This is a genomic window from Sporosarcina sp. Marseille-Q4943 (assembly GCF_943736995.1).
Taxonomy (GTDB): Bacteria; Bacillota; Bacilli; order Bacillales_A; family Planococcaceae; genus Sporosarcina.
This window is the reverse complement of sequence record NZ_OX031157.1, coordinates 34,230-60,427: the sequence shown is the minus strand read 5'-3', so window position 1 is coordinate 60,427 and position 26,198 is coordinate 34,230. Positions and strand designations below refer to the sequence as shown.

At 43.9% G+C, this 26,198-nt stretch carries 30 protein-coding genes; 3 read left to right on the top strand and 27 right to left on the bottom strand.

The genetic code is table 11. The annotated features are described in order from the left end of the window. Window positions 1–33: 33 nt before the first annotated feature. From NIT04_RS09105 to NIT04_RS19120, 5 genes are all read right to left on the bottom strand, one after another. Complete coding sequence (locus tag NIT04_RS09105; protein WP_252503306.1) at window positions 34–636, bottom strand: YpjP family protein; 603 nt, start codon at window positions 634–636, stop codon at window positions 34–36. 309 nt (window positions 637–945) lie between these two features. Next, complete coding sequence (locus NIT04_RS09100) at window positions 946–1,731, bottom strand: class I SAM-dependent methyltransferase (protein WP_252503305.1); 786 nt, start codon at window positions 1,729–1,731, stop codon at window positions 946–948. Then, window positions 1,721–2,158, bottom strand: a complete 438-nt coding sequence (locus NIT04_RS09095) for a BrxA/BrxB family bacilliredoxin (RefSeq protein WP_252503304.1) — start codon at window positions 2,156–2,158, stop codon at window positions 1,721–1,723. Before NIT04_RS09095 ends, NIT04_RS09100 begins: the two co-directional genes overlap by 11 nt. A gap of 175 nt (window positions 2,159–2,333) precedes the next feature. Then, complete coding sequence (locus tag NIT04_RS09090; RefSeq protein WP_252503303.1) at window positions 2,334–2,573, bottom strand: DUF3006 domain-containing protein; 240 nt, start codon at window positions 2,571–2,573, stop codon at window positions 2,334–2,336. Further along, window positions 2,570–3,613 (bottom strand): MBL fold metallo-hydrolase, encoded by a 1,044-nt coding sequence (locus NIT04_RS19120; RefSeq protein WP_305880099.1) that lies wholly within the window; start codon window positions 3,611–3,613, stop codon window positions 2,570–2,572. Before NIT04_RS19120 ends, NIT04_RS09090 begins: the two co-directional genes overlap by 4 nt. A gap of 103 nt (window positions 3,614–3,716) precedes the next feature. Here NIT04_RS19120 and NIT04_RS09075 point away from each other — a divergent pair, with 103 nt between their 5' ends. Then, complete coding sequence (locus tag NIT04_RS09075) at window positions 3,717–4,049, top strand: helix-turn-helix domain-containing protein (protein ID WP_252505057.1); 333 nt, start codon at window positions 3,717–3,719, stop codon at window positions 4,047–4,049. A 26-nt stretch (window positions 4,050–4,075) separates the two neighbouring features. Here the strand turns inward: NIT04_RS09075 and NIT04_RS09070 are convergent, their stop codons facing one another. Both NIT04_RS09070 and NIT04_RS09065 read right to left on the bottom strand, forming a co-directional pair. Continuing rightward, window positions 4,076–4,300 carry a hypothetical protein gene (locus NIT04_RS09070; protein WP_252503302.1) on the bottom strand — a complete coding sequence of 75 codons (225 nt, stop codon included), beginning with the start codon at window positions 4,298–4,300 and terminating at the stop codon, window positions 4,076–4,078. Next, the gene (locus NIT04_RS09065; RefSeq protein WP_252503301.1) at window positions 4,297–5,157 is read right to left on the bottom strand and encodes a ParM/StbA family protein; all 861 of its coding nucleotides are present in this window, start codon (window positions 5,155–5,157) and stop codon (window positions 4,297–4,299) included. The genes NIT04_RS09070 and NIT04_RS09065 overlap by 4 nt, the downstream gene beginning before the upstream one ends. Window positions 5,158–5,344: 187 nt before the next feature. Here NIT04_RS09065 and NIT04_RS09060 point away from each other — a divergent pair, with 187 nt between their 5' ends. Next, entirely contained in the window at window positions 5,345–5,998 is a 654-nt protein-coding gene (locus NIT04_RS09060) for a hypothetical protein (RefSeq protein ID WP_252503300.1), read from the top strand. Between the two features lie 37 nt (window positions 5,999–6,035). Here the strand turns inward: NIT04_RS09060 and NIT04_RS09055 are convergent, their stop codons facing one another. Beyond that, entirely contained in the window at window positions 6,036–6,377 is a 342-nt protein-coding gene (locus NIT04_RS09055; RefSeq protein WP_252503299.1) for a YolD-like family protein, read from the bottom strand. A gap of 151 nt (window positions 6,378–6,528) precedes the next feature. On the opposite strand from NIT04_RS09055, the gene NIT04_RS09050 reads away from it, so the two are divergent. Continuing rightward, window positions 6,529–7,272 carry a hypothetical protein gene (locus tag NIT04_RS09050; protein ID WP_252503298.1) on the top strand — a complete coding sequence of 248 codons (744 nt, stop codon included), beginning with the start codon at window positions 6,529–6,531 and terminating at the stop codon, window positions 7,270–7,272. A gap of 24 nt (window positions 7,273–7,296) precedes the next feature. Here the strand turns inward: NIT04_RS09050 and NIT04_RS09045 are convergent, their stop codons facing one another. The 19 genes from NIT04_RS09045 to NIT04_RS08955 all read right to left on the bottom strand — a co-directional run bounded on the left by NIT04_RS09045 (window position 7,297) and on the right by NIT04_RS08955 (window position 26,194). Beyond that, window positions 7,297–7,623: a hypothetical protein gene (locus NIT04_RS09045; protein WP_252503297.1), complete on the bottom strand. Its 327-nt coding sequence runs from the start codon at window positions 7,621–7,623 to the stop codon at window positions 7,297–7,299. Between the two features lie 132 nt (window positions 7,624–7,755). Continuing rightward, window positions 7,756–9,009 (bottom strand): glucosaminidase domain-containing protein, encoded by a 1,254-nt coding sequence (locus NIT04_RS09040; protein WP_252503296.1) that lies wholly within the window; start codon window positions 9,007–9,009, stop codon window positions 7,756–7,758. Further along, window positions 8,999–9,421, bottom strand: coding sequence for a holin family protein (locus NIT04_RS09035; protein ID WP_252503295.1), 423 nt, complete (start codon window positions 9,419–9,421; stop codon window positions 8,999–9,001). The genes NIT04_RS09040 and NIT04_RS09035 overlap by 11 nt, the downstream gene beginning before the upstream one ends. A gap of 53 nt (window positions 9,422–9,474) precedes the next feature. Continuing rightward, window positions 9,475–10,122: a DUF4145 domain-containing protein gene (locus NIT04_RS09030; RefSeq protein WP_252503294.1), complete on the bottom strand. Its 648-nt coding sequence runs from the start codon at window positions 10,120–10,122 to the stop codon at window positions 9,475–9,477. A gap of 333 nt (window positions 10,123–10,455) precedes the next feature. Continuing rightward, window positions 10,456–11,724 (bottom strand): O-antigen ligase, encoded by a 1,269-nt coding sequence (locus NIT04_RS09025; RefSeq protein WP_252503293.1) that lies wholly within the window; start codon window positions 11,722–11,724, stop codon window positions 10,456–10,458. A gap of 69 nt (window positions 11,725–11,793) precedes the next feature. After that, a complete protein-coding gene (locus NIT04_RS09020; RefSeq protein ID WP_252503292.1) occupies window positions 11,794–13,743 on the bottom strand; it encodes a hypothetical protein in 1,950 nt (649 codons plus the stop codon). Between the two features lie 14 nt (window positions 13,744–13,757). Then, window positions 13,758–14,876, bottom strand: a complete 1,119-nt coding sequence (locus NIT04_RS09015) for a hypothetical protein (protein WP_252503291.1) — start codon at window positions 14,874–14,876, stop codon at window positions 13,758–13,760. Window positions 14,877–14,888: 12 nt separating this feature from the next. Continuing rightward, window positions 14,889–16,952 (bottom strand): DUF4815 domain-containing protein, encoded by a 2,064-nt coding sequence (locus tag NIT04_RS09010; RefSeq protein ID WP_252503290.1) that lies wholly within the window; start codon window positions 16,950–16,952, stop codon window positions 14,889–14,891. 14 nt (window positions 16,953–16,966) lie between these two features. Continuing rightward, window positions 16,967–17,500 carry a hypothetical protein gene (locus tag NIT04_RS09005; RefSeq protein WP_252503289.1) on the bottom strand — a complete coding sequence of 178 codons (534 nt, stop codon included), beginning with the start codon at window positions 17,498–17,500 and terminating at the stop codon, window positions 16,967–16,969. A 12-nt stretch (window positions 17,501–17,512) separates the two neighbouring features. Further along, complete coding sequence (locus NIT04_RS09000) at window positions 17,513–18,469, bottom strand: hypothetical protein (protein WP_252503288.1); 957 nt, start codon at window positions 18,467–18,469, stop codon at window positions 17,513–17,515. Beyond that, window positions 18,466–19,479 carry a baseplate J/gp47 family protein gene (locus NIT04_RS08995; RefSeq protein ID WP_252503287.1) on the bottom strand — a complete coding sequence of 338 codons (1,014 nt, stop codon included), beginning with the start codon at window positions 19,477–19,479 and terminating at the stop codon, window positions 18,466–18,468. The genes NIT04_RS09000 and NIT04_RS08995 overlap by 4 nt, the downstream gene beginning before the upstream one ends. Window positions 19,480–19,482: 3 nt before the next feature. Then, window positions 19,483–19,884 (bottom strand): DUF2634 domain-containing protein, encoded by a 402-nt coding sequence (locus NIT04_RS08990; RefSeq protein WP_252503286.1) that lies wholly within the window; start codon window positions 19,882–19,884, stop codon window positions 19,483–19,485. A gap of 13 nt (window positions 19,885–19,897) precedes the next feature. Next, on the bottom strand, window positions 19,898–20,299 hold the full coding sequence (locus NIT04_RS08985) for a DUF2577 domain-containing protein (protein ID WP_252503285.1): 402 nt from the start codon (window positions 20,297–20,299) through the stop codon (window positions 19,898–19,900). Beyond that, window positions 20,296–21,366 carry a hypothetical protein gene (locus NIT04_RS08980; protein ID WP_252503284.1) on the bottom strand — a complete coding sequence of 357 codons (1,071 nt, stop codon included), beginning with the start codon at window positions 21,364–21,366 and terminating at the stop codon, window positions 20,296–20,298. Before NIT04_RS08980 ends, NIT04_RS08985 begins: the two co-directional genes overlap by 4 nt. Continuing rightward, the gene (locus NIT04_RS08975; RefSeq protein ID WP_252503283.1) at window positions 21,363–22,007 is read right to left on the bottom strand and encodes a LysM peptidoglycan-binding domain-containing protein; all 645 of its coding nucleotides are present in this window, start codon (window positions 22,005–22,007) and stop codon (window positions 21,363–21,365) included. Before NIT04_RS08975 ends, NIT04_RS08980 begins: the two co-directional genes overlap by 4 nt. After that, the gene (locus NIT04_RS08970) at window positions 22,000–25,020 is read right to left on the bottom strand and encodes a hypothetical protein (protein WP_252503282.1); all 3,021 of its coding nucleotides are present in this window, start codon (window positions 25,018–25,020) and stop codon (window positions 22,000–22,002) included. Before NIT04_RS08970 ends, NIT04_RS08975 begins: the two co-directional genes overlap by 8 nt. A gap of 25 nt (window positions 25,021–25,045) precedes the next feature. Beyond that, entirely contained in the window at window positions 25,046–25,195 is a 150-nt protein-coding gene (locus NIT04_RS08965; RefSeq protein ID WP_252503281.1) for a hypothetical protein, read from the bottom strand. Between the two features lie 29 nt (window positions 25,196–25,224). After that, window positions 25,225–25,680, bottom strand: coding sequence for a phage portal protein (locus NIT04_RS08960; RefSeq protein ID WP_252503280.1), 456 nt, complete (start codon window positions 25,678–25,680; stop codon window positions 25,225–25,227). A 64-nt stretch (window positions 25,681–25,744) separates the two neighbouring features. Then, window positions 25,745–26,194 (bottom strand): phage tail tube protein, encoded by a 450-nt coding sequence (locus tag NIT04_RS08955; protein WP_252503279.1) that lies wholly within the window; start codon window positions 26,192–26,194, stop codon window positions 25,745–25,747. Window positions 26,195–26,198: the final 4 nt, after the last annotated feature.

The following is a 26,198-nucleotide window of genomic DNA, read 5'->3' as shown; positions in this document are numbered from 1 at the left end:
ACACTCGTTATTTCGACGAGTGTTTTAACATTTTTAAGACAACCATTTTGGCGGCGTGTTCTTAGACCAATAGATATCCCCTAGGGAATGATGTACAGTGAAACTGTCTTCTACAGTATGGTAATGGAAGTTATAGAAATAACCGTCCAGTGGCCTTTTCTCTGTCCGTACATGAAAGCGGATCAAGTCTTTAGCATCGTCAATATCGGTTACGTGAAACATCCTTTCGGCGTAGTCACCCGAAGGGTATTCAGTAATTGAAAAGGCCTTATTTTCAAGTCCTCCTGCAGATGCAACAGTATTGCGTATAACTTCTTCCATTTTCGGTAAAATGACATCGTCAAATTCATTTTGAATGACCGGTCCGATTTTTGAACCAAATTTCATGTATGCCAGTTCCTTAGCGGGCTGAAAAAGCGCTTCTTCAATCGATAAGGGTTGTTCGAATGATTCACGTTCAAAAATGGAATCCTCTAACCCAAACTGTAAATCATGTTTTGATGTTGTTGGAAGGTCTGTTTCCCTCGTGTCGTCTTTAGGCTGCAGATTTGTCCAAATTTCATGGCTCGGCGAAATGACACCAAGAGTAAGGACTGCTACGAGTGCAATAATAAAGTTCTGCAAATGTTTTTTCATCAGGTCACCTGCTTTTTATTATGTATTTAGAAATTTCCCATTACTCAATCGCTATTTTTATTTGAATCTATTATTTTCATCGTCTTACCTCATATTACGAAATAGACTTGAAAAGGTTTCATATTTCTTAAATTCATTGTACAATAAAAATGAAGATAATTGTGAGGTTTTATGAAGGAGGTTTTTATAAATGAACGTGGAATTACTTATGGGAATCGGAATGCTCGTACTCGTCCTTTATTTAAGCTCATTGAACTTTACAAATTGATACAAAAAGCCGCCCATCCTAAAAAGGTATGGACGGCTTTTTCATTTTGACAAGAAACCGAAATGGAACTTGGTGTTCGGTCTGATTTTGCGTTGCAATGAAAATTGATCGAAGACTTTCGAATCAAACCGATCTTTCACTACTACTCGACGGGTGCATACCCGGAATGCCTCCTCCATCCATCTCGCTGATAAGGATGTATGTACGCCCGCTTGGCGAAGTGGTTTGAAGTTCGATGATTCTTCAATCGGCGCATGAAACATTGGGTCGATGTAAACAACGTCCCAAGAGCGATCTGGCTCATTTGCCAGAAACTCGACTGCTTCGGATTGAATGACTTCAATGCGCTTCATGGATGCCGCCAATGCTTCCATTGAGGTCGGAAATTTCAGAAGGCCTGATTTGGTTAAGAATGCTACAGTAGGGTCCGCTTCCAGACCTACGCACTTTCCTTTGCTTCCTATTATAAAGGAAGCAATAATGCTATCTGAAGCAAGACCGAGTGTACAATCTAGGAACGTGTCTCCTTCCGTTAAAGAACTCGCCTCAATCAGCGGATCCTTTTCACCTTTCAAAATGCGCTTCAAACGGAAAGCTGCTGAATTCGGATGGAAGAATAATGGTTGCTCCATCCCTCTGCGGAAAAGTTCATAACGCTCTTTACCAGCTACAAGGATATCCGCTTCGTAATCACGTTGCATACGCAGAACGGACCGCTTTTTCCTTTCCACTACTGGAAATGCGAGCTCCCTGCTAGCGATTGTAGCCAATTCATAGGTGATCGGATCTGGTCTGCCAGCCGTTGTGATGATCGTATTATTTGCCACAAACTTGTTCTAAAACGCCAGTCAAATGATCTTTGATCTGTTCCATCTCAAAGTTCTCGATTTGCTCCCTTGGAATGAAATAGGCGAGCTTCCCGTCTTTCCATACGGCGATTGAAGGAGAACTTGGAGGGACTTCAGGAAAATAGCTTCTCATCATTTCAGTCGCTTCTTTATCTTGTCCTGCAAACACAGTGAATAAATGATCCGGTTTTGACTCAGTTGCTAGCAACGCCTCCCTGACAGCTGGACGTGCAAGTCCAGCCGCACAGCCACATACCGAATTGATGACGATCAGAGCAGTTCCTTCTAGAGAGGTCATTGTCCCTTCGACCTCTTCTGCAGTCGTTAACTCCGTGAAGCCCGATTGAACGAGCTCTTCCCGCATTGGTTTCACGATACCTTTCATATACTCATCGTACGCATTCATATTTTCGTCCCCTTTCATATTGATTCATAAATGGTTGAAATAGTTGGTTTTACGAATATCATTCTACCTTGCTTTTCACTTTTTTTCACTGAATACCACTTTAAATGTTAGTTTTGTGTTAGTTTTGTCACTACAGCACAACAGCCACCTTCTCTATTGAGTTGGTGGCCGTTTTTCATTTCTTGTTCTTCAGCTTCTCCAAAAGGTTACTTACTTTTTCTTTCATGTCATCAGTTTCTTCTATTAAGACATGGAATTGATACCCAGCTTCATTCTTTTCGATCTCAACTATATCTCCCTCATTAAGATTTACTTTGACTTCCTCCAACGGAATAATCAATTGATCACTTTCGTCATCCCTCTTTAAGAATACATAAAAACCGTCATCTATCCGATCAAGTGTATACTTTGTCATCGTTCACACGCCCATCCATCTTTGTCTCTATCCATTTTCGGTTGATATGCTGGATGATCCTTTCCTACGCCCTTCGGATAAACCTTACGCAACTCCGTACAATTTTGGAAATTAGTTTGTGTTGCTGGCGCAGGTTTGGTCACTGGTTTTGGAGTTGGTTTAGCTGCTGGTGCAGGCTTAGCCACTGTCTTGCCGCAATTATTAGACACTGTATGCTTTACCCCATCTGTCGTGACTGTAATATCGCAATCGACAGCCGTTTTGTATATTTTAGCGCCTACATTTTTCAAGCGTGATTCAACTGCCGCGTTAGGATGACCATATGAATTGTTCTTACCATATGATAGGATTGCTACATCTGGTTTCACATTACTGATGAATGCAGCTGAACTGCTCGTGTTTGATCCGTGGTGTCCGTTTTTGAGCACAGTAGCCGAAACATCGTATTTGCCACGGACATAGTCCTCAATCGCTGTGTCTGCATCTCCCATCAACAGGAATGACACTTTGTTGTAAGTCGCTTTTAAAACGACTGATGCATCGTTGCCATCTTTCGCGTTTTCATCCGCGTAAAGTACACGTATGACCATTTTAGGATCCAGTGGAATCTTATCCAATTCTTCAGCTACACTAAATTTGATGTTCTTCTTGTCAATCAAAGTTAGTAGTTCATAATACGTTTGCGAAGTATGAGCATAGCCGGAGTCAATGAAATTCGTGACATTAAACGAATTCAGTACTTCAATCAGCCCGCCGATATGATCGACATCTGGATGCGTAGCTACAACATAATCCAACTTTTTAATGCCTTTTGCTTTAAGGAAATCAACTACATGCTTACCTGCCGATTTCGGTCCCCCATCTACCAACATAGTCTTCCCCACTGGCGATTGAATTAAGATTGCGTCCCCTTGGCCAACATCAATGAAATGTACTTTCAGTTCTTTTGTTGCTGCCGCGTCTGCTGTCGGCATAAAGCCGATGATCAGCGCGAACGCCATTAATACTGAAAAAAGCCTCTTCAATTTTAAATCTTTCATATAATCCCCCCTCCTAGTGCCTACATTCGACAGGGGTTGATAAATTCCCTCTTTTTATCCCCGTTTAGAATACGCAGATATTTTCGTATAATTGAGGTGGGTGATGATTATGATGCAGGGCGTTGGAGAAAAATTAAAGAAACTCAGAAAGGGAAATGGCTATACTTTAAAAGAACTTGCCGAAAAAATCAATTACGATTGGAGCAACTTATCCAAAATCGAACGTGGTAAGTACGGAATCACCCCTAGGCTACTTAAGGAGATTCTTGACGTTTATGGAGTGGAGCCTAATGACTTTCTCGGCGATGTTCTAAAAGCTTCTGATTCGGACAAGTCGCGATACGAAAAAAGAATCATAATTGACGGCGTGGAAACGACCGAAAAGGAAGTTGCTGATGCAATCCGGATGATCCGTTATTTCCGCACAAAAAATTGAGGGGCTGCCACCCCTCTTTTTTTTGTTCATAAAAACGCCTTCACAGTAGATTTATTAAACTTCAATTCATCCCCTTTTGATTCGATCGTCTGAACAGCTGCCGGAACCACCATTCCGCCTGCTCGGTCCTTTTCGATCAATCGCTTTACATACTTCGAAAAGTATTTATCCTGTTCCATCGCAAACTCATACAATCCGTTTTCGTATTCGTTTTCCATATTGAAGCTGACCGGCTGAATTTTGCGCGTCATCCATATGTCAGCCTTGCCAACTCATAGAAACCCACCGCATTCGCAAAAGTCGGAAGATGAATTTGTGTGCCGCTGTAGGAATTCAACTGTGGAATGATCGGCTGGATATTCGTGAAGTGTTCCGCAAGCAATGGTAGAATATCGCTTGCGACGCCTCCACAGACAAAGACTGTATCTGACTGCCGCCATTTCAACTGTGTAGCTGAACGGATCACGGCTCTAGCGATGTTGTCGATGTTTTCCTTGCCGCCCGCAGTCTCCACGCCGTAATTAAATGTAGCTGAAGCGTTATTGATGTGCTTGGCATGATTTAATGTCGCCATATTGACCGTGCCGCTTCCGATATCAATGATCCTGATTTGCCCCCTCTTCGGAGAAGCCCAGAAAGCCCCGCTCCCCTCAGCTGCTACGGATACTTGATCGAAGTAGAAATGGAAGTCCTCACGATTGATGGTTATGAAATGACTTCCTTGCAATAAGTCAATGATTTTCTGTTTTTCTTTCGGCTTATGGGAAACAATTGGCTGACCTACGACCAAATTAAACCTGCCCCGATCAGGGCAATACTTCTTCGTGTAACGATATGCGGCCAGCAGGGTCCGAATTAGCGTGTCATCATGCGCCTTACTATCGCCGTACATTGCTCCACCGCCAAATTGATCCTCATAGGATGCTAGCGTACCTGCGAAACCTTTCCGCCCATTGTAGGCAAACTCCATGTCATCTTCGCCGAAATCCTCTTCAATGTTCCGCTCGAACCAATCGCAGATTGCAGTTCGGTAACTGTCCACTCCATACGGTCCAGCCACCTTTGCCCGATAGTTACCCGCATCGATTCCTAAGTTCAAAACACCCACTTTATCCCCTCCAATTGGTATTACATTTGAAATACACCGGCTGGATATAAACTGTTTTCGTATTTCGCTTGTAACACATCCTACTCAAAATAATTGGTTAATATGCAACCAATTTTCAACATAGGATAAATTAAGTCCGCCACACGCCACAAATAGCGGGCAAAAACAGGGGAAATGAGGATAGTTATTGTTTTGGAAACGGAAAACGGTTGAACGAAAAGAACGATCGGACAAAAAAGTGCATGTCGGGCCAACAATTTCCGTAAAACTCAAAGCAGAAATCGAAAGACTGTCATTTATCCTAGACCAACCCATTCAGGATTTGGGGGTAATGCTATTCATGGAAGGCATTCATGAAAGAGAGGTGATGGAACACTTCGCGCCCCACTTCCAAAAGGGGATTCTCCGAATAGAAAACACTCTGTTTTACGGAAGTGAAGAAAGCCCTTCTTTGGGTGACACTAAAATACACGGCGAAACAGACCGTATAAGTGTCCGATTTGTAAAAAGAGATTACGAGGATGTGCAGCTGTTCGCTGACTTATTGGGTGTATCCCCGACCCGGGCAGTTGCTATAATGTTGGATGCAAGTATTCGGCATATCGGGATTATCGAACTTCTACTACAAAAACATAACAACCGATACCACTTTGATGAAGTAGTATCGGCTGAATTGAAGAAACTTATGCGCTACATAAATCAAAAGAATCCATACAAAGCTAGCTGGAATCAAACACTTGTGCAAATCGCGGAAGGCGTCAAGAAGAGGATGAGAAGTCTTGGCAAGCCTGTAACATCAAAAGGAGTGGATACAGAAACGTATCGTTGGAATTTCGATTGATGCTATCTAAAAAGAGGAGGCATACGCCCCCTCTTATTTACATGCTCCGTACTTTAAAAATTTCGCCAACCATGATATTCCTCTTACCGAACGGTCCCTCTACTGATATGCTTTGCTGCGCTGGATCCAGTTGCACGATCTTTCCTATATATGTTTCTTTTTTGCCAGCACGCCAAGTCGTGATGACTGCGTCAGTTCGTTTCATGAATGCGATTTCCAATTCCTCCTGCAGCAACTGCATATCGTCCTCATCCACTTCCGGTTTAGGATCAAGTTCATCCTTCGCATGCCAATCCCTTAGTTCGGCCAAGTGTTCCGGCAGCATCATTGCTGTCCATTTGATTCGGCCACGGTCCTTTATATCTCCACTCACCTTCATTTAATCATCCTCCTTTAAATTAGTATATACGAATGAATGTTCGTTATTCAATCATTAAAAAACGTTAAGAGATAGCTATTTTATGTGTTAATATAAATGAACTATCGAATTTTATAAATTTTTAAAAACGAACAACAAAGGAGATGCTCAAGTGAACCCCTTATTTTTAACATTAATCTCCGCTTTTTTCGGTGCGGTTACGGCTCAGTTACTCTCCCACTTTCTAACAGTAAAAAGAGATAACAAAAAAACCTTTCTTGAAAAGTATCAAACGCTATATTCTAAGGTGCTTCCTTCACTAAGTGTATATATGAATATTCAAAGGAATCCAAGAGCGTTGCACGACCTATACCACGACGTCTCTCCTGAAAAATTATTTAATGAATCATTAAACTTCTTTCAAGAGAACCTTAAATATTCAAATTCAAAAATATTACATGTTTACGAGAAATTGATCGGCAATGAATATTATGAAGATGGTTGGGGTTCCAAAAAAGAATTTTATCAAAGCGCATTAATTTATTTCTTCCTGTTAAATTGGTTAAAGGAAAGTAAAAAAACGTCAATATATAAAAAAGGAGATAGAGTTAGATTAAAAAACCTTAGTTTTTATTATGGATTGAATTCAATATGTATGTTAATACTCGATCCGGAAGAGGTAACTAGTGTATTGAGAATGGAAGAATGGCTTGGACCAAAATATTATAGAAATAATATTGCAAGTCGTATCAGACGTTATAAAATAAATAGAAGAATTACAAAGGTAATATTAAGCGAAAGAATAGACATAGCCCGAAAGCTAGTTAAGCTATATTTGAAGCCTGCCGTGGAAGATCCAGGCTACTTTGACTTATTAGAGAAACTTAACGGATATAAACAGCACCCTCATCCATAACGGACAGGGTGCTTTTGCTCATTTTTAAACAAACTCAATATGTATTTCCAAGCTCCAGCCTTGTTCGCACTCCCCGCACTTCCCATCACCCCAAACAGTGCTGCCATATCTGATTCCTTGTAATTCAATTGCCGACTTTAAGCAACCTGCGCATTTGCTACCTTTAATTTCTTCGGTCAAGAATTCTAGCAAATCACGGCTGCCGTCATACTTAACTTTGAAAGTGCACATGTCATCAATGCATGGATCGCAAATAGGAAGCTCCCATTCTTCTATTACCCCCGCGTCACATTCGCTGAATTGATGGTTACATACCAAGCAAAAGACATTGCTCTTTTCCATATTTAACATAATATCTCCTCCCATCAATCTAGTTCAACGAGAGTGTATGTAAATCCTTCTTTGTAGAAACAAAAAAGCGCCCCATCTGATTAAGGACAGGGCGCTTTTACAGTCATCTTACTTATTTAGATTTTTATCATATCACTCGCTGTTATTCCTAGCAACATAACTAATTAATAAATCTGTCGCTTCACCACGCGTCATTGTATCGACTTTAGACGTATGATCAACGCTAAACACCTTGTCATCGTATGCACGTTTTAGAAGCTTACGCATGTCCTCTTTCTGTGTGTACGGTAACGATTGGGCCATTTCATCAACCTCCTTCTTCTTAGTTGTCTGTGTAGATGCCACTTTGATTTCTTCCTTTTCAGGAATGTACTTTTGTTTAAAAACATGCTCAATGTAATATTTAACTACTGCCTCCGCATATGTTTTCCAGTTGTCGATAATTTTCTTGGTGTCATTAGCATTGTCCGCAAAACCATATTCGACAATCACAGTCGATACGGATCCGGTCATCCGATGCATGTAGTAGTAGTCACTATTGCCGGTACCCTTACGACTGAACACTCTACGCCTCTTTGCTCCTACTCCAACAAGAGCGTCTAGTATGCCTGCTGCTATTGCGGGTGTTGCATGAATGGAATGGATTGTTTCTGCCCCTTCCCCTCCTCCTGCGTTGATGTGGTTTGAAATACAATGGGCTGCATAAGAGGCTTTGACTCGATTTGAACGAGGAACAGAATCCAGATACTCATCACCAGTCCGAGTCATCACGACTTTGATTCCATTTCTTTCAAAATGGCGTTTTTGCTCAAGGGAGATTTTTAAGACCATGTCCTTTTCCTTGAAGTCACCATTGGACCCTCCGCCCGGATCCTTGCCGCCGTGGCCTGGATCAATACATATAACCTTCATGATGGAATCCTCCCTGTCATATTTCGTCAAATCATATTGTTCAATAGCGTTTATTAGTTTCTCCAGGTACTTCGGGTCGGTGGCATATCCAGCAGCACAAACGGCTTGCACGACTTTTTGATAGCTTTTCTCACCTATTACAGCTGTATAGCGATTAAACGGTTCCCACCCCGTTCCGTGTGTGTACTTTTTGCACAAGTCGATGACACACCCCTCGTAGGATGGATACTTTCTGAAATCAGCAGGCACTTGATACGGTGTGCCGTTTGCCCGATATTCGGTTGTTCGTTTTGTATATACTTGCCCTTCCCAACCCGAGCCTGCCTTAATGCCGAATAGGTTGTTGGCTTTGACGGCAAGGTCAGATGTGCCGGATCCTGATTCCACAATTCCCTGCGCAATTATCAAAGAAGGAAGGACTCCATGAGCCCTCCCGTGTTTGACTGCAAAAGGAGCCAGTGACTCAATGAACATCCTTATCGACCTTCTCATCGTTTTTCATTTGTTCGAAGCGAGTTCGAATAAAATCTGGAACATTCAGCCCTAAACGACCCATATTCTCAACCAAACTAATCCCTTCGGTTCCGATGAGAAAGAAAATCATTGAATTCCGGACGAATCCGGTGTCGCTTCCGCTGATGATATCTAGCTGATTTGCCACGACGACGAGTGAAATCATCGCCCCCTTCTTCCCCAATCCTTTAAGCGCACGCTTGGAATTAAGCCCCTCGTTATTAGCTCCTGCAGCTGCCCCCAAAATAAAATCGCAGACCATGAATATGGCGAGCGCAATAATCAAGTTATCGAGCCCGCCCAATAAATAAGCGACAGTCGAAAGACCGCCGCCTGTGATAAATGTATAAAGTGTGTTTGTCTCGTTTTTCATTTCTCTTTTCCCCCTTGTTTTAGGTAAATAAAAAAACGTCCAGTGTGGACGTTTTACATGTTGCTGAAATCTTTGATTAGTATATCTAGAGTGGTTCTGATTTCCATTGCAGCCTTTCTGGAAACATACTGTTTTTTAGCATTTCTTGCATGGACTAAATTCCTGTCACGCCTAACCGTGGTCATAATGTCAGACTGCTTTTTATTGATAATTCCTTTTTTAAGGGCATTATCAATCAATGTTTCAAGTTTATTTTCTTCAAAGGTTATCGGTTTCAGTTTGTCATACAACATCCCTTCAAATATTGCACCGCACATTAGTGTAAATGAAAGCCAAGAACCTTGTTCAAAATTCTTCTCTGCCTCTTCATAAAATTGGCCTAATCTGTCGCGTAATTTCGGATTATATACTTTAGGAAATAAAGCGCTGTAATCTTTTATTCCGTGGTAATGTAATTCGATTAATACACTTTTTAGTTCTTCATATAGTTCAAATTCGGAATAGACAATGATCTTATCACCATCAATATCCTCGTCACCAGGAGAAATATCTGAGACATCTTCCACTTTAATCGAGTAATACTCGACGGAGTAGGCAGGCAATAGTGGTACATTAACTTCCCAAATGAAAGGATAGGGTCCTGCAACATTTTCGTTACAAGTCACTTGCGAAACATTCACTTCAAATAAAATAGACTTCATTTTTCTCCTCCATCAAACATTCATGTTGCTCATTTCTTCGACACTTAAGGATGAAGGTCCTCCTTAATTCTAGAAGTAAATTATTTTTCATGGATGATATAAGATTTTATGTTTATTTCTGATATTACTTAGTAAGAATATTTTAGGAGGTGGAGAAAGTGAAATGTCCATATTGTCATTCGTGTAAGTGGTTCAAGTTTTTCGAAAATCATGTCAGCTACTTTCCTGTTTTTGAACAGCGTATTACTGCGCAGTGTACAAGGTGTTATCATGTTTTTACAGTTTATTATCATTGAAAAAGCGACCTTGATTGGTCGCTTTTCTGTTATAGGTCTAAACAGGCTGGCCCACTTGTGAAATTGCCTTCTCCTTGCGATTCATCTGTGTCGCATAGATTACAAAAACCACTAAGCCCGGCAACCATAAATTTCTCTCAATATACTCGTGTGATGTTGTGGTTTGAGCTAAACGTATTAATAGATACACAAGTAAAAACCTTACCATAACCCCCTCGTACGATTTAGCATCAAACAACTTAGCTTTAACCATCCTATAAGCCAACACTATAGGGACAATTAAATATAGCACAACGCCTATTAAACCGAATACACCTGATTCAACTGCTGCTGATATTATCGTGTTATGCACTACTCGCCCGTGTGGATTATGATACATGAACTGAGTATGCCCGATACCCATCAACGGGTTTTCAAAAAACTTCTCCACACCTAGTCGATTTAATTCACTTCTCACGTCCGCACTACCAAACTCCCCGCCCGCAGCCTCTACCCTGATTTTAACTATATCTGGTAGGTAATTCATGTATTGATAATTTCCTGTTTGGTGCGAGTAAAAAACAGACAAACCTGCGCAAAACGCAAAAACTAATAAAGATCGCGTAAGTAATGTGTGTTTTGAGAAAAACCACCAAATCAAAGAGATAGCAAGACCAAGCATTATAATAGCCCCGAAAGAAGCGGTTAAAATTATCGCATAAACGCAAACTAATAGCATCGTAAACCAAAACAATTTGTTAATGAACCTCTTGCTTATTCTGAACATCATGTAAATTATCACACATGCTAGTACTGTTTGTGCTCCATACGCAGTTGGAAGGCTACCGTTAAATCCTCTGTATCTACCCAGACCATATAATAGTTGAGAATCATAGGCAGTAACAAACCCTAGACCGGATAAGCTGACCATTACTCCTGAGATTATTCCCGGTATCGTAAATATGACCAATACTTTCAATGCATTTTCCATTTTATTATTAATCAAATAATGAATCACAGTTAGCACTACAACAAAAATAAAAGCATATTGAAGGAACGCGACGCTCGCACCAATAGTGTCTGACGACCTTATCATTCCGGTCATTGCACCAATTCCGGTAAATAAAAGTATATAAAAAATAACACTATATCTCTTATTTAATAGAATGATAAGCGGTCTTTTGAAAACCAGATTTTCGAATATAACAATAATAAAAGCTATAGCATAGATTAAATCGCTATACGTAAAACTGCCCGCAATTGTTTTATCAGGAAGTGCCCATAATATTCCTGCAATAACAACTAATAACCACACTATCTTACGCAATCAGTATCACATCTTCCTGTTAATCTTTAACTATCTAAATGTTATCAGGAAATAGATATATTGCAATACTTAGCTTTGATTGTAGAAACCGACATCACCTTCCACTGTTTGTATTCCTTGCGGATTAGACACACTCAATTCATTGCCTTCTCCTACCCTGTAAGCGACAGTGGTAGGTCTTGACACATCCACACTATCGGAATGTAAGGCCGCCTTCTCTCCACCTTGCAGGCTCGTAACCGTGGACGATTGTGCTATTTGATCTCCAACGGAAGTGTGGTTTCGAACATACGCTACGGTCTTCGCTCTGCCGTTTCCACCAAGTACCGACACTCCTCCGGCATAACTTATTGAACCCTCTGCACCATTTCCTTCCGTGTACACGCCGTCCATATAGACCATCGCGCCAAATGCTGGGGTGTTTCCACCTACGCGGTTTCGCTTCGCCCGGTAATTATACATATAGCCCTTGCAGTCGTAGTGATGGCTTGTCCCATCTCCATAGTTGAAGTTCGATTCACAGTTAACCAAAATACTTTCGCCTGCTTGATGGAAGTTGAACCCGTCATTACCCGCCATTTCTGCATAGCAATCAACAATCACGGAATCCGCATTGTCGATAGAGAACGCTTCACTGTTGTAGGGAGAAATCGAACGGCATCCGTAAAGTTCAACCTTTCTCCCTTGGTGCGAGGTCGGGGCAAAGCGAAAACCGTGAGACCGGGCATACAGTACTTCAACATTGATAACGCGAGAATTGTACTGTCCGTTCATGATCATCCCCGTCAACACTTCAGTAACGGCAATATTAAAGCGCTTATCACCCCAATGAATAAACAATTCTTTGGTGGCTACGTCATAGTAAGTGCTGTTTGGGTTAGCCGCCATAAGTGCATAAGTATCACGCGGCTTCACAAAATAACGTCTATCTACACCGTTTGATAGACAGGTTACTTCTGGCTGCGCCGTCCCCGACCTTACACCGTCTAAGTAGTGGTTTGTGGGATCATAAGATACTTTAACTATATTCCCTTCGACGGGGATAAACCTTTGTTGCACATATGCCGTTCCACCGAGCAGTTTTGCTACACCGTCTAAACAAACAATATCTAACCCGGCTGTAAACGTCCAAAAGTACTGCTGTTTTGATACTGTATAAATTCCCGGTGCTAGTACTGCGTATTTGATTCCATCTTTATATAAAGGGTAATAGTTAAACCTAAAATCATCGAAAGATAAAGCATCTTCGGAAGTCAACCCATTTACGCCAGTTCCGTGCGGGTGTACGTAGACATGCTTCGGTTGTTGTAGAAACGTGTTATTAGCATTCATTACATACTTCATTGCTTTGTTTTCCCCGATTGGAACTACCGCCGACACTATCTCTAGGTTAATCACTCGAAGGTCAGGAGTGTTGAACAAGACCGCTTCATCTTGTGTTATCTTAATGCTTTCAATGTCAATAAAAGAATTCGGAGGGACTGTGGCAAGAAAGTCGAATTTCACACCTATGAAAGTAGAATTGTTCGTTCCGGGAACTGTTGTAGGTGCTACTGATGTAGAATATATATTTCCGACAGGGTTGACACTAGGAACAATTGTCTGTTCAGTACCCATACCTTGATCCAAAAGCCGTCGAATCGACACCCTCGCATTTGAAACTCCTTTTACTTTTACTTCAAACTCTATATTCCCTCCACTCAAATTAGGTTTCACTGCTGCTATAAAATAAGGAAAGCTTTCTGCGGTGGTCAATGTGAATACGGATGGCTTGCTGATTTCATCCCTGATTTCCGATATAACTTCTTGCCTAGTCTTAACCCTTTTATTGACTGTTGGAATATATGGGGATACTAACTTCTCAGCCTCCACCAACTTCGCAATAATATCATCGACTTTTCTATTTAGGCCCTCATTCTTTAATGAAATTTCATCAAACGCTTCATTAATCTTTTGAGCGCCTGTAAATAGATTATCAGGCGCATTCGGGTCAATTGATATTTTTTTATTCTTAAGCATTATAAAAAACCTCCTTAAGTCAGATGTACCATTAATCGTCTAGCCTTCGGCGTTAAAATGGGTAGGTTCGATTTCTGATTAACACGAACCCGAATTTTATAGGCGTTTTCAATGTCCGCCTCGAATTTATACTGATTAAACTCCGAATCCACGGTAGTTTTGGACGCTTCTGAACCGAAGCCAATCCAATTTACGTTATCCAGAGAGTATTCCAGGAACTGATCTGTACCTGAAGGAGTGTGTAAATCCACATAAACGGTTACCTTCGTAAAAGGCTCGTTAGAAGTAATCTCTCTGGATACATATACTCCTTCGTCTTTATAAGACAATGCGACGGCACCTGCTCCATCCTCTATTACTGCAGAAGACCCGTTTGAAGTTAAAACTGCCCGTAGATGAACTAGATCTAACTCCTCTCCAAGTCTAGTAACCTCACTATCTCCCAGCGCATACCAAGACACACCGTCTTTGGACCATTGCCAAATGATATTTCCACCACGGGGAACCAATTGATTTGCCGCCAAAACAAGCCTTGTCGCCTTCTCTACAGTCATCGGTTGGAAAGCCAATACAGAGCTTTGTTTGAACTTTGCGCCATACAGTCTGAATTTTATATCCATGTCCTGATGTGCAGTCCAGGTTGTCGCGTTCGAAGACGAAAATAAAACGCCTACCGTATAAGGTTGGCGTGATACTTTTTGTTTTGTAATTTGGTCGGTTCCGCTCATTTTGGCTACCCATAAGCGATATTGGGCAGAAGTCGTTAACACAACAAAGCAATAATCTGTATTCGCATTTAAAAGCACCGGATCGGAAAATGTCGCCCTAGTGGCTACGGATCCGTCCGGTGATGTTTTAATTTGACTGGAGTTCAAGACTACGTTTGCAATGACATTAATGGTTGGATATCCATTCGCCACCTCGCGGATCTGGACAGTGATATCTTTGCCATCCTCTTTCGTAGCGAAGAACAAGTCGATGCTCGTAATATATTTATCTTCTGCCAGCAAAAAGGTCTGTGCCAGTGGGTCGATACTGCGCGGCCAAGGGATTGTCTGGAAGAAGGTTTGTTGAATGATTTTCCTGTTCCCGTGTCCCGTGTAGCTGGCGACCGAATCGTTTAGTATAGCCATGCTCTCACCCCTCTAAATCTCATTGTAGAACCTCACTTCTCGCGTTCCGGTGCGCACATTCGGCGGAACGGTAAAGCGACATTTGAACTTCCCTGAACCGTCAGCTTTTATCGTGCCTGCCTGAGTGCCAGCTTCCGTGCCGCTGATCGGTGTTAAATTGACTCGAATACCGTCAAATGTAGCTTTGATATTGTCGGCAAGCGGTTCAAACCCTTCACCTGTTACTTCGACGGTTCTTTGACGTAGGAACTGCACATCCTGATCCAAAATGACCTTCGTTTCCGTTCTGCTGTCCGTCCACCAGTTATTCCACCATTCCGTAACCGTCCGGGTAACCGTAGATTCCTCCACCCAAATGTCAGTTGACGGATTCAAGCGGATTGTTCCGACGTTGCCAAAAACCATATAAGGGTTGACGTTCATTGTTTCTGTTGCGTACAGCTGCTGCTCCAACAATTCTTCCGTATAATCCATCGTTACCAAGCGATCATGGAATCTGACGGTCGATTTCGATTTGTCGAAAACCAAATCGACGAATGTTTGGTCAACTGGAAGTGTTAGCTCTTTTCGTTCAGGATCGATCGAAGCATCGAAATCCGGATGAAAGACATCCGTCCGCTCAAAATTTGTGAAGTTGTCCGTGAAGATTCCTTTCTTCACGAGCAACGGGTCGGAAATTTGCGCTTGTGTATCCAATTCATTCAATGCCTGATTGTATTCAGCGCGTTCCAAACGGTCCAATAAAGAACGTAGATCCAGCATCGTTAACCGTTTCGGCTTGTAATTCGTGACTTCTACCCGGTCTGAATTGGGCGGAACGTACAATTCGCCAAGTTCAAGGACATTTAGCGGGATTAATGGCTTTGAAGGGAAAATGCTTGGCTGCCCATGCAGAACTTTTATGTCGCCGTTTTCGGTTAAGTAGTAAACATCTTTCCTAGCTAGATAGAATTCATAAGTCGTCTGGAATGTAGTTTGCTCCACGGGTCTATCTCCGCCAAGAAACTCGACGTCATTGCTGTTCTGCTTATAGTCAACGCCAGCCACCATTGTTTTTGTGTATCTGAAGGTCACCGAATAGGACGTGCCGCCTGCCGGTTCTGCACCGCTCAGAGACCAATCGACCGTATTGCCCGTCTGTTGGTAGTCCACGCCCTTCACATACTTCGTAGGGCCTGCGCTCACTTCCACGATGTCGACCACAGGTGTATTCGGTAACAGATCGCTCGTCCCCGCTGTATTCCCGCGTGTGACGTTCTTCGTGACCTGGACTGTCGCAGTGATCGAATTAATCCTTTTGACGGGCTTTGAGTTCAGCGCATACTTTGCAAACTCTGATCGGTAGGTTTTGGTTTCGTTTAGAACCTGTAAAAACTCTTTCGATTTCGGAATATCGACACGGACCGGCACAGGCTTTAGAATCTCGAAACCTTGCACATATGCCTTGCCTGCATCCACTGCCAGCATGACGTAGTTTTCGTCCTTAGACTCGATGTAACCGCTCATGCCGGATACTAAGAAAGAACCGCTGGCGTCATGTGTACGCCTTGCAAGAATAGGAGTAATCCCCTCATACTCCGGAGGCACTTTGGCATTCATTACGTCGCCATTGTCTAGTTGGAACATTGGAACTGCAGTCGGATCGTTCGCAACCCACATTGCACGGAAGACCGTTCTATCAGCACCCGGATTCCCGAAGTTTGCAAAGCCGATAGCCGGATCGAGCAAACGAATATCATCTTCATACGTTATCGTCTTGTATTCTATTTTGAAGCCGATCGTTTCGAGGCCATCTGCATTGATCGACATAATGGTTTCCGGCAGGTCATGAATCAAGCCGTCAATATATAGCCTGGTCGGGGAAACGGTCGCCTCTTTCTTCGATTTGTTGATTAGCAGCTGCCCGCCTTCGACGATATGGCCGGACCCGAAGAGTGCATCTCCAAGCTGTTTATCCCGATGCAATGCAATCGACTGCATCTCCTCGAGCTCGGCGAATTGGATTCTCCGACCGCCTACAAAATCGACGGATAACCAATTGTCGGCAGGATCAAACCGGTTGTACTTTTTCGTCAAAACGTTTCCCTCCTTTACAATTCGATAATGAATTCAACTGATTCCTTCTGTGTCGAATGGCGTGGCATCGGATTTCGATTATTGACGACACAACAAAAACCATTGTTCACAATTTCGTTAGGCAATACGATTTGCTTATTAACTGGAGTGCCTGGTACCATTTCGCTCAGGATATAAACACCTGTCTGTCGGTAGGTGACGACAGGGAAATTGTCGTAGCTTAGCCACGCTTGCACGTATACCCATTTGCAATTCTTTTCGATGGCCTCCGCTTCATCGATGATTCGCCAGTTCTGCCCGTATTGCTCGACCGTCCCGTTTTCATCCGGCACAACATAATGAACTAGGTCAGCACGTTTCATCCCTACGATTTCCTGCACCGTATCATTCATAGACACATCAGGAACAGTTTCAGGATTTGCCTCTGTCCATGGAGTCATTTTTCCGACAGCCACCCATACATTGGGTTTATCATCTACAATTTTTTTAGCTTTATAGGTTTTAAAACTGATCACGTCACTAGTAATGGACTTTGTTTCAGATGACATTCAACTTCCTCCTTATTGCATAATTTTTATCAAGGACACTTGCGTACGTGTCGTATCATGTAAAAAGGTGATATCCGTATCCGTAAACAACAAGGAATCGGACCACCTTGCCTTTTTCTCGGTATATACTTGCTCAGGGGAAAACAGGATCTCTTGCACCTGTTGCACAGAGCCCGGTTCCACCGTCACCTTATGTTCCATGTTCACTTGATTTTGGCCAGATGCATCACCAGGCTGCACAATAACGTTTTCGGTGTAATGCAGCGCAACTTCTGAAATTTCCTTGTAAGCATAAACATCCGTGAAAAAGACTGTTTCGTCCGTGAAAAGGATGGAGGGCGAGAAGGTCGTTTTCCTTTGCGCGTCCGCTTCCATAAAAGAGTAGTGGTTAATCGGATTGACTGTCGCTAATTTCGCACCGCTTATGAAATCATCCAGGGCATACGGTCTTAACCCATTCAAATATATCGCCCGAGTACCTTGAGGTTTCTCTGGTTTAGCTGCCTTTGCAAAGTGCTTCGTGGTCACAGCATAAAAATATTGAAAGCCGGCCATCCCCATCATTTTGACTAGATGCCGTGCATTTTCAATCGTTTCCGGCGTTGTGTAAATGAGTGAAGTTAATGGCGAATACTCATGGCCATCCGCCATGACGCCGAATTCTGAAGGCATCAGACCATCTTCCGGCATCTCTCTCCAAAACTCTTTTATCAGATAGTTTTGCTCGTCTGTCTGTTCTTTGTTAAGCATCCCGCGCGCTTGCAGTTTCGCCTGCAGTTCAGCTTCGTTCTTCACGTCCAGCTCTTTCATCCATAGACCCCTAGAGTGAGGTGAATTCAAGTGGAGAAAGAACGCTTTCCACAATTCATCTTCCGCATCAGGGATTTGATCCTTAAGAGCTTCGTAAATCGCCTTCATCTGCGGCGACAGCTTGTAATAGTCAGGAATATATTCAAACCATTTGATCATTCGATCGTCACCACCGCTTCAATGATGCTGCCACTTTCCAGCTGTAAGTTCCGAATCGGCAATATGACCTCCACATCTGTTGCGCCTGCGTTTATCAAGAAATGGTTAATAAGAGCTGGCTTCACAATACCTCCGACGCCAATCGCGTTCGCGTATTCCAGAACAGCAGCCCTCGCCGTTTTTTCGTCTATCCCTTCGACGCGGACTGTGATTGGAATGATGTGCTCCATCACCTTCCTGTAGACCAAATCCACTCCCCATGGCTTTTTGGTGTCGACATACTCAATGACATCCTCGAGCACCTCGTCGAGCATCGTCTTATTGGCTCCAATGATTAAATCGACGGTACCGATTCCCCTTGGCTTATCCAGACACTTGGCGTATGTTACGCCTGTCACAGACAACGCCCACCGCACATAGTCGAACTCATGGCCGCCGTGCTCCGGATTCCGCTTTTGGTAGAGAATCCGCTCCCGAAGTGAATTGTCCGGCTCTTCATCGCCACCGCCGTACGCATAGTCAGGGTTTGTGATTTTACGTACGTACTGGATTGGATCGAATAGCAAGGTCACGGTATTCGGTTCGACATTGGTAATAGTTCCAGTCGCATTACATGACGCAATCACGTAGCCGATGCCGGATGAATCTATGACGATCTCTTCATCGGTCGTGAAGATGAAATCATTCTCTTCACTGCCTATTTTCGTCCCCAGCGGGATGACAACACCTTCATTCGCCGTGATTTCCAGCCGCACTTTCGACGATGCCGCCTGATAACGGCTAAGGTTATGGTCTGTAGCAATATAATCAAGGAAAATGCCCTCTGCACGATGCGCAAACGCCTGCAAGAGCATTTCATAGAACAATGTCTTCTGCCGCCATAACTCGAATGCTGTAGGCGCCAAGGCGTCATAAATAATGGACCCTTCCCTTTTATCAAGAGAAGGATCCACTTCATCCAGCATTGATTCCAAAATTTCTTCTTCGGTTTGGAGTAATGATAATTCCATCGGTTATATCACTTCCTTTATCGCAAACGTGCCTTCCACGGTATCGACCGAGAAATTGATATACAGTTCATCGTCTGTCAGCAGGAACGAGAAGTCATACACCCGTTCAATGCGGTCGTCGTAAATTAATGCATCGATGATCATGCGTTTGATTTCCGAGCGTACGAAGTGATCTGACAGCCCTTTGCCTAGCAGACTCCGAATTTCACAGCCATAGTCATCCGAATAGATGGTGAAAGCGTAGCGAACAGTCAATATCGCTTTTGTAATGAATTGTCGAATCGCTTCCTCCCCATCGATTACCTTCGAGACGACTCCCGTTTCGATGTCCAACCTATAAGTCTTGGACGGAAGTGGTTCGCGTGTAAAGATAGTGGGGAAACTGACGTCCGGTGTTAATGCCATTCAATCCGCCCCCTTAATACGTTCTTTGTCTATCTAGAATGATGAACTTCTGGCCGCCCTGCAGTCTGGAAACGATAATGATTTCACCTTCCTGCAGCTCGTTCATAAATTCAATTTCCCCATCAAAAAAAGCGTCCCCTTTATCCAAAGAGACACTTACAATATTTTCTGTACGAGTATTTCCCCCAGCCGTTCCCCCGCTGAAATCAAGTTTTCCTGTCAGTTTGATTTGCCGTCTATGGTTGGTCACATATTCCGACAACACGATCAATTCTTTCGGAATGATAAGCTTGTCATTGCCTTTCAGCCTGATTTTCAAGTCGGGAGGAGCTTGGATGACCTCCGCCTCCATGTACTCAACCGGTTTCTGTGTATCGGATTGTTGTTTGGCTATCGTTTGGATGAGTGATTTCATTTCTTTTCACCTGCAGTTTTCTTTGGTTCTTTCTTCTTCTTCGGCTTGGGTTTAGGCTTTGGCTTCGGTCTTTCAGTTGTTCCCGCTGTTATTTCAGGCAGTTCATCTGTTTCAGTCAGCTTGAGAGTCATCGTATGATTCCTCCCTCTGAATACATGCGTATCCTCGTCCACGTAGTACGGACGAGCAACGTTCAACTCGCTGATCAGGACATAGATTGCTACACCCGTCACAACTTCCGATATCCCTGGTATATTGGTCAACATCAAACTCTTTTTGACCTTTCCACGCTCCTGCAAAATGGCTTTTGCCTTGGCATTCAATTCACCCTGCGTCGTCTTCTCGCCAGCCTTTTCAAAGTGCTGCATGGTCCCAAATTGGCTTTGAAGCGACTTGTCTTCCGCCACTGCAGTAATCGTTTTCTTATCAAACTCCGCAATCAACTTCACCTTGGTGACGGTGTCCTCAATCGATGTTTCGTAGGTGTATTCGACAAGATTCACACCGTCCTCCACAACCCACTGTTTCAATTGGTCTTTCTTTCGGACAATATGGACATTGTCACCTTCCGAAAACATGGCGAAGCGTTGGCCAGTATTCTCGTAAGTGATTTGAAGTGCCTTCATGACGATGTCGTAAATCGTGTCGCCGTCAAACAAAAGATAGGGAATCACGTACCCCGTAGAAACGATGTTGCCGATTGGTATGCCGAAATCCGAAAAGACCTTCTTTGCAATCTGATCGGCCGTCTTTCCGACAAACAGATAGGTGTCCCGATTCTTTGCTGTATAGAGTAGCCGATCGTGGACAATCAATGTCTTTTTTCCTCTGCTGTAAATATGGCGGGAAATCGTACCGCGGAACAGCTCTTTGCCATTTTCTCGGAACAGTATCCCCTGCCCGTCCGCAGACTCCACCTTGGAATGTCCTCCCCGATCGGTATACACCATATGCAATTCCAGCGACCGGGGTGCAGCGCCTTTTGAACCGTACCACGTGTGATCCTCCACCAAATTCGAGATGTCAATTGTGGTGTTGCCTTGAATGAGCAGAATTTCATTGGTCATAGCTTCAACACCTGATTCGGATAAATGGTGTAAGGCGCCTTGATATTGTTCTTCCGAGCAATCTCCTTCCAGTCCACCTTATACCTTTTCCCAATCTGGAAGAGGTTGTCACCCGACTTGATCGTATAGGTTTTCGGCTTCTCTTGGATGGATGGCCGTTTACCTTTATCGCTGAGCGAAACCGTCTTATTTCCGGCACTGTCCGTTTTCGTTTGAATCTGCCGCGCCTTGACGAATTTGTACTCGAGCAGGTTCAAATCATAATACTGTGTGCCGACGTCACCACCCTTTTCGTTGTAATCGAAGAGCTCGATCGATACAGCAAAGTTGACAGGCGTTTCAGTGACGATAAAGCGAACTGGGTTACCGGAATTCTTCCACCGTTCGATGGTTTCAATGTATTCCCACGGATCCTTCAATTCATCCCAAGGGATGCCCAAATAGGGACCTGCATGTTTCGGGAAGAAGCTACTGAAATTGAAAGTTTTCAGCACCGGGTCTTGAAGAATTAATGCTTCACCAAGGTTTTGAACACTGATACGCTCGTTTGCGGTACCATTGCCGACATCCAGCTCCGGTGGATTCACCGGGAGTTGAAGCATTTCCGCGTTGTTGTTATAGCTAAGCCAGAACTCATACATCGTAAACGCCATCTCCTCCCGTGAAAATCTCCTCTTCTAGCTTTCTTCTGATGTATTCCAAGGCTATCTGACCGACCTTTTCGGCATCCATTTCATCAGCATAGTGATTATCGCCAGTGATTTGGACGATGATGTCCCTGATTTTGCCGCCAACTGATGAGGCGCTTTTTGAAGAATTGATGGCTGCCATTTGTCCCGAAGAGACCGAACCTGCAAAACCGCCATCCGCATATGGCCTTACACCGAGCATCTTGCCTGTCTGCTGATACAAGTCCATCGCTCTACCCCGGCGATTTCCCGATAATGGAATGATCATTTCAGGACCCGCTTCCCCAACTAGTCCAAGGTGAGGACGATTGATCAGGCCGCCGTTTGCATATTTCGTGGCTGATCCTGCTTGTTTCCCTTCCTCTCGACCAATCGTGAAGCCGCTTTTGATGTCACTCCAGGCACTTTGAGCCCAACTTTTAACAGATCCCCACTTACCTGACCACCAATTAGAACTGAATAGTGTTTCGGAGGCTTTGGTTTTTGCATTTTCCCAAGAGTCAGAGAAGCCGTCAGTTATATCTTTAGCCCATCCTTTTACATCGCTCCATTTTCCGGACCACCATTCGCCACTAAAGATAGTCTCTTCTATTTTGCTTTTAGCACCATCATAAATTTCGTTCCATTCATTCCATTTTTCTGATGTCCAACTTTTCACTCCATCCCATTTCCCGCCCCACCAATCTCCGCTAAATAAGGTCGATTCGAGTGTGCCGAAAACAAATCCGACTTGTTCGGACCACCAACCTCCATTGAAAATGGTTTCGGTAGCTGTGCCTTTTACGCTTTCCCATTTAGTCCCCCACCAATCTCCGCTAAAAATGGTTTCTGATAGGGTTTCTTTCGCTTCGCCAAATTTAGTACCAACCCAACTCGCAGCATCCGAGGCTTTTTCTTTAATAACGTCCCAATGGTTGCCGATCCATTCGCCACCCATTGCCCCACCAATACCACCTATGATGCCTCCTGCTGCACCGCCAATTGCTGTCCCGATGCCCGGAACTACAGAGCCAATAGCAGCCCCTGCCAAAGCACCACCCTTAGCACCCGCAAAACCTCCTGCCAAACTACCGATAACGCCCGGCATATCTTCTTCCGACGCTGTACTTAATGAAAGCACCGCCATCCCGGACCGAAGAAAAGGAATTTTGCTCAAACCTTTGCTAGCACCGCCTGTGATTCCAAACATACTTTTGGCATTTTTAGGAGGGCGATAAGCTTGTGGTGTTTGGCTATACTTCCTCGCTTCTTCCATTTCAGCCTGTGCGTTTCTTGTGCGCTCCGCTGCTGAAATGCGCTTCGGTCGTATTTTACGTTTTGACAGACGTTCTTTTAACCAGCCTTTTCGTTTAGTTGATACTACAGGTGGTTCAGCCATAGGTGCGACAGAAGCCTTCGGTATTGGAGTTCTAGCCTTTCCTCTTCCGAATGTTTTTCCGTAGGTCCACTTTCCGGCTTTTGCTAACCCTCTCACCGGCTTCAGCATCGGAGCAAGAAGCAGACTTCCCGCCATTCCAGCAAGCGACGTAGCAACGGCTGCACCACCAATGGAACTGGCGGACGGATCCGTGAATGCTTTTTTCCAAATGTCACCGAGCGATGACAAACCGCCTTTAATGCCCGTCACCATGCCATTAAATACGGCTTGTCCGATTAGTTCCCCTGTATCGGTCGCCCATGGCTTTCCTGATGACTCCCACCATGCAGTAACAACTGGTTTCCCTTTCGAAGACCACCATTCGTTAATGTCGTCAAGAATGAAGGCGATCTTTCCTTCAAAGTCTAGTTTGGTAAAATCCTTGTTATCAAGATAGTTGTTTTTCAGGTAATGAAAAGCAGTTTCCAGCTTTGAAAACGCCCATTCGGATGCCTGTTCACCCGACTGACGGACAGTGTTCTTCCATTTCGCCCATGTATCCTGATTGTTATCGAGCCAAAGATTAATAGCATTCAGCCTTGGTTTCATCGGATCAAGAAATCCAGTACCAAACGAACGAAATATAGAGCTGCGGTATCCACCGAGCGTGGCAATGATACCTGCAGATGTAGCAGACAACTTTTCTGCTCCGCCAGAGAATTTCTTTTCGACGTCACCCATCAGGCCATTCCATCCACCCATTGCTTTGTAGCTTTGTTTGGTGACTTTCATATTGAACTCGGTTAGTCGTGCGAATTCGCCGATACGTGCATCCGCCAACGCTTCCATCGCATCGATCGGAGTCTTGCCGGGTGTCAGTGCTGCCATGTCCGCAGACATCGTTAGTAGCTTTTTAGCTTCATCGATATTACCGTCTGTGATCCCGACCCCGCGTGTAAGAGCTGGGAAGAGATCAGGTGAACTGAATGGCGTTTTATCCGCAAATTGCCCCATCCAGTTGATAAGTTCCTGCGATTTTTGCTTGTTCCCGTTGAGCCAGTGGTCCATTGCCACTTCATAGCCCTCGAATGTCATTGCGGCTCCGATAGTAGAATCTTTGAGTTTCCCAACTCCGACAGCAGCAAGCGTGACGGTGATTAAAGAAGGAATGGAGAACAAGGCTCGCCTGATTGTACCGATTACCCTTGTTGCGCTATCCAATGCCCTAACTGTGAAATCTCTCACCCTAGGTATGGAAGTGTTTGCGAATGATGCAATTCGTCCGATGGTCCTCGTAGCCAAGTCGACAGCCCGAACTGTTACACTGAACCCTTTGGACAAGGCCGTCGTGCCATAGTTGGCGACCCTCCTCACGACTGCCGTTGCTTTGTCTTTCGCAGTTAATGTAACGGTGTGCGTTTTAGCGATATCTTTAAGGGAGTTCGACTGCTTCTTCAGAACCTTCGACGCTTCATCTTTCACACGCATCGTAATCGGTCGATTGACCTGTTGTCGCGACTTTTCGATCGAGTCGATTTCCCCGCGGATCGTTTTCAATTTCTTGGATATCCGGTCTTGAATATCGAATCGAGCCGTTAGCTTCGCCATGCGCTATGTACCTCCTTCCTACTTTTCATGTTTGCGCTTGCTTCGCTTCTTTTGCCAGCTGATCCAGCTTATAACTGATATTGCCGTAGAGCATGGCTTTAAATTTTCTTGGGGCGCTATACATTTCCAACAGATCTGCCGGGGAATAATTGAGCTCAATTTGCGCGTAATACATATAAACTGCCTCTTTGTCCCCGGCATCGATTAGTTTTTTATTGCTTCTTCTAGCTCCTCAAGTGAATCGTCGAAACCGTTGATGTCGGATGCCTTCTTAATCCATGCTGCATATTCTCCGCCGACATGAAGCACTCGTTTGGCAACTTCAATCGGATCTTCCGTCTTGTAGGCCTGTCTGAATTCAACGGACTTAAAATCAGGATAAATGGTCGATTCCACTGCCAATTGAGCCATGAATCGTGCATTGTCTACGTTTTCACCGACTTTGCGGCCTTTTTCGAAGACGGGTTTCGTATGCAGTTGTTCAATTTCATCGATACGTTCCGTGGCGACCGGCTTGAAGACAAACGGGATAATATTCCCTTCTTTGTCCTTGAACCGCTTGGAAATCGGATGCTTCACTTCCTCCGCTTCTTCTGCCTTGCCTGGCATGAAGAATGAGAGGTCATATACTTTTGCTAGCGTTTCGTCTTGATTTGTCATGTGTCATTTCTCCTTCACTATTATTATTTTGGTAAAGAAAAAGAGCGAAATGAATCGCTCTCTATCATTCAAATGTATCTTTCAAGGCTTGAGGCATATCCGCATCCTCAAATGTGAATGGAACTTCTTCTTCCAGTGCATCTGCTTCCACGTCCAAAGCCGCAATCTTGGCACTGTCGAAGTTCACATCAAACAATGTCACCCGCTCGGTACCCCGTCCTGATCCCTTGTCATCCAATACCGACTGGATCGTGAAATAGGCATCTTCGCCGTTCTTCACGTAGTTGAGCATAATCTTGACGAATTTGGAAGTGACTTTGTAGAAAGTCGCCGTTCCGGTTCCTCTTACGCCGCCTGATTTGTGACCGATCATCCGACGCCCCATGATTGGAATTTCTGATTTTGTTTTTTCAATCAACGCTTCGTAGTTCTTGATATAGGCAAGCTCTTCCCCGTCAAGGAACAAGCGGCCTTCTTTTCCGCTGATCGTATTCTTCGCGCGAAAACCCTTCATTTAT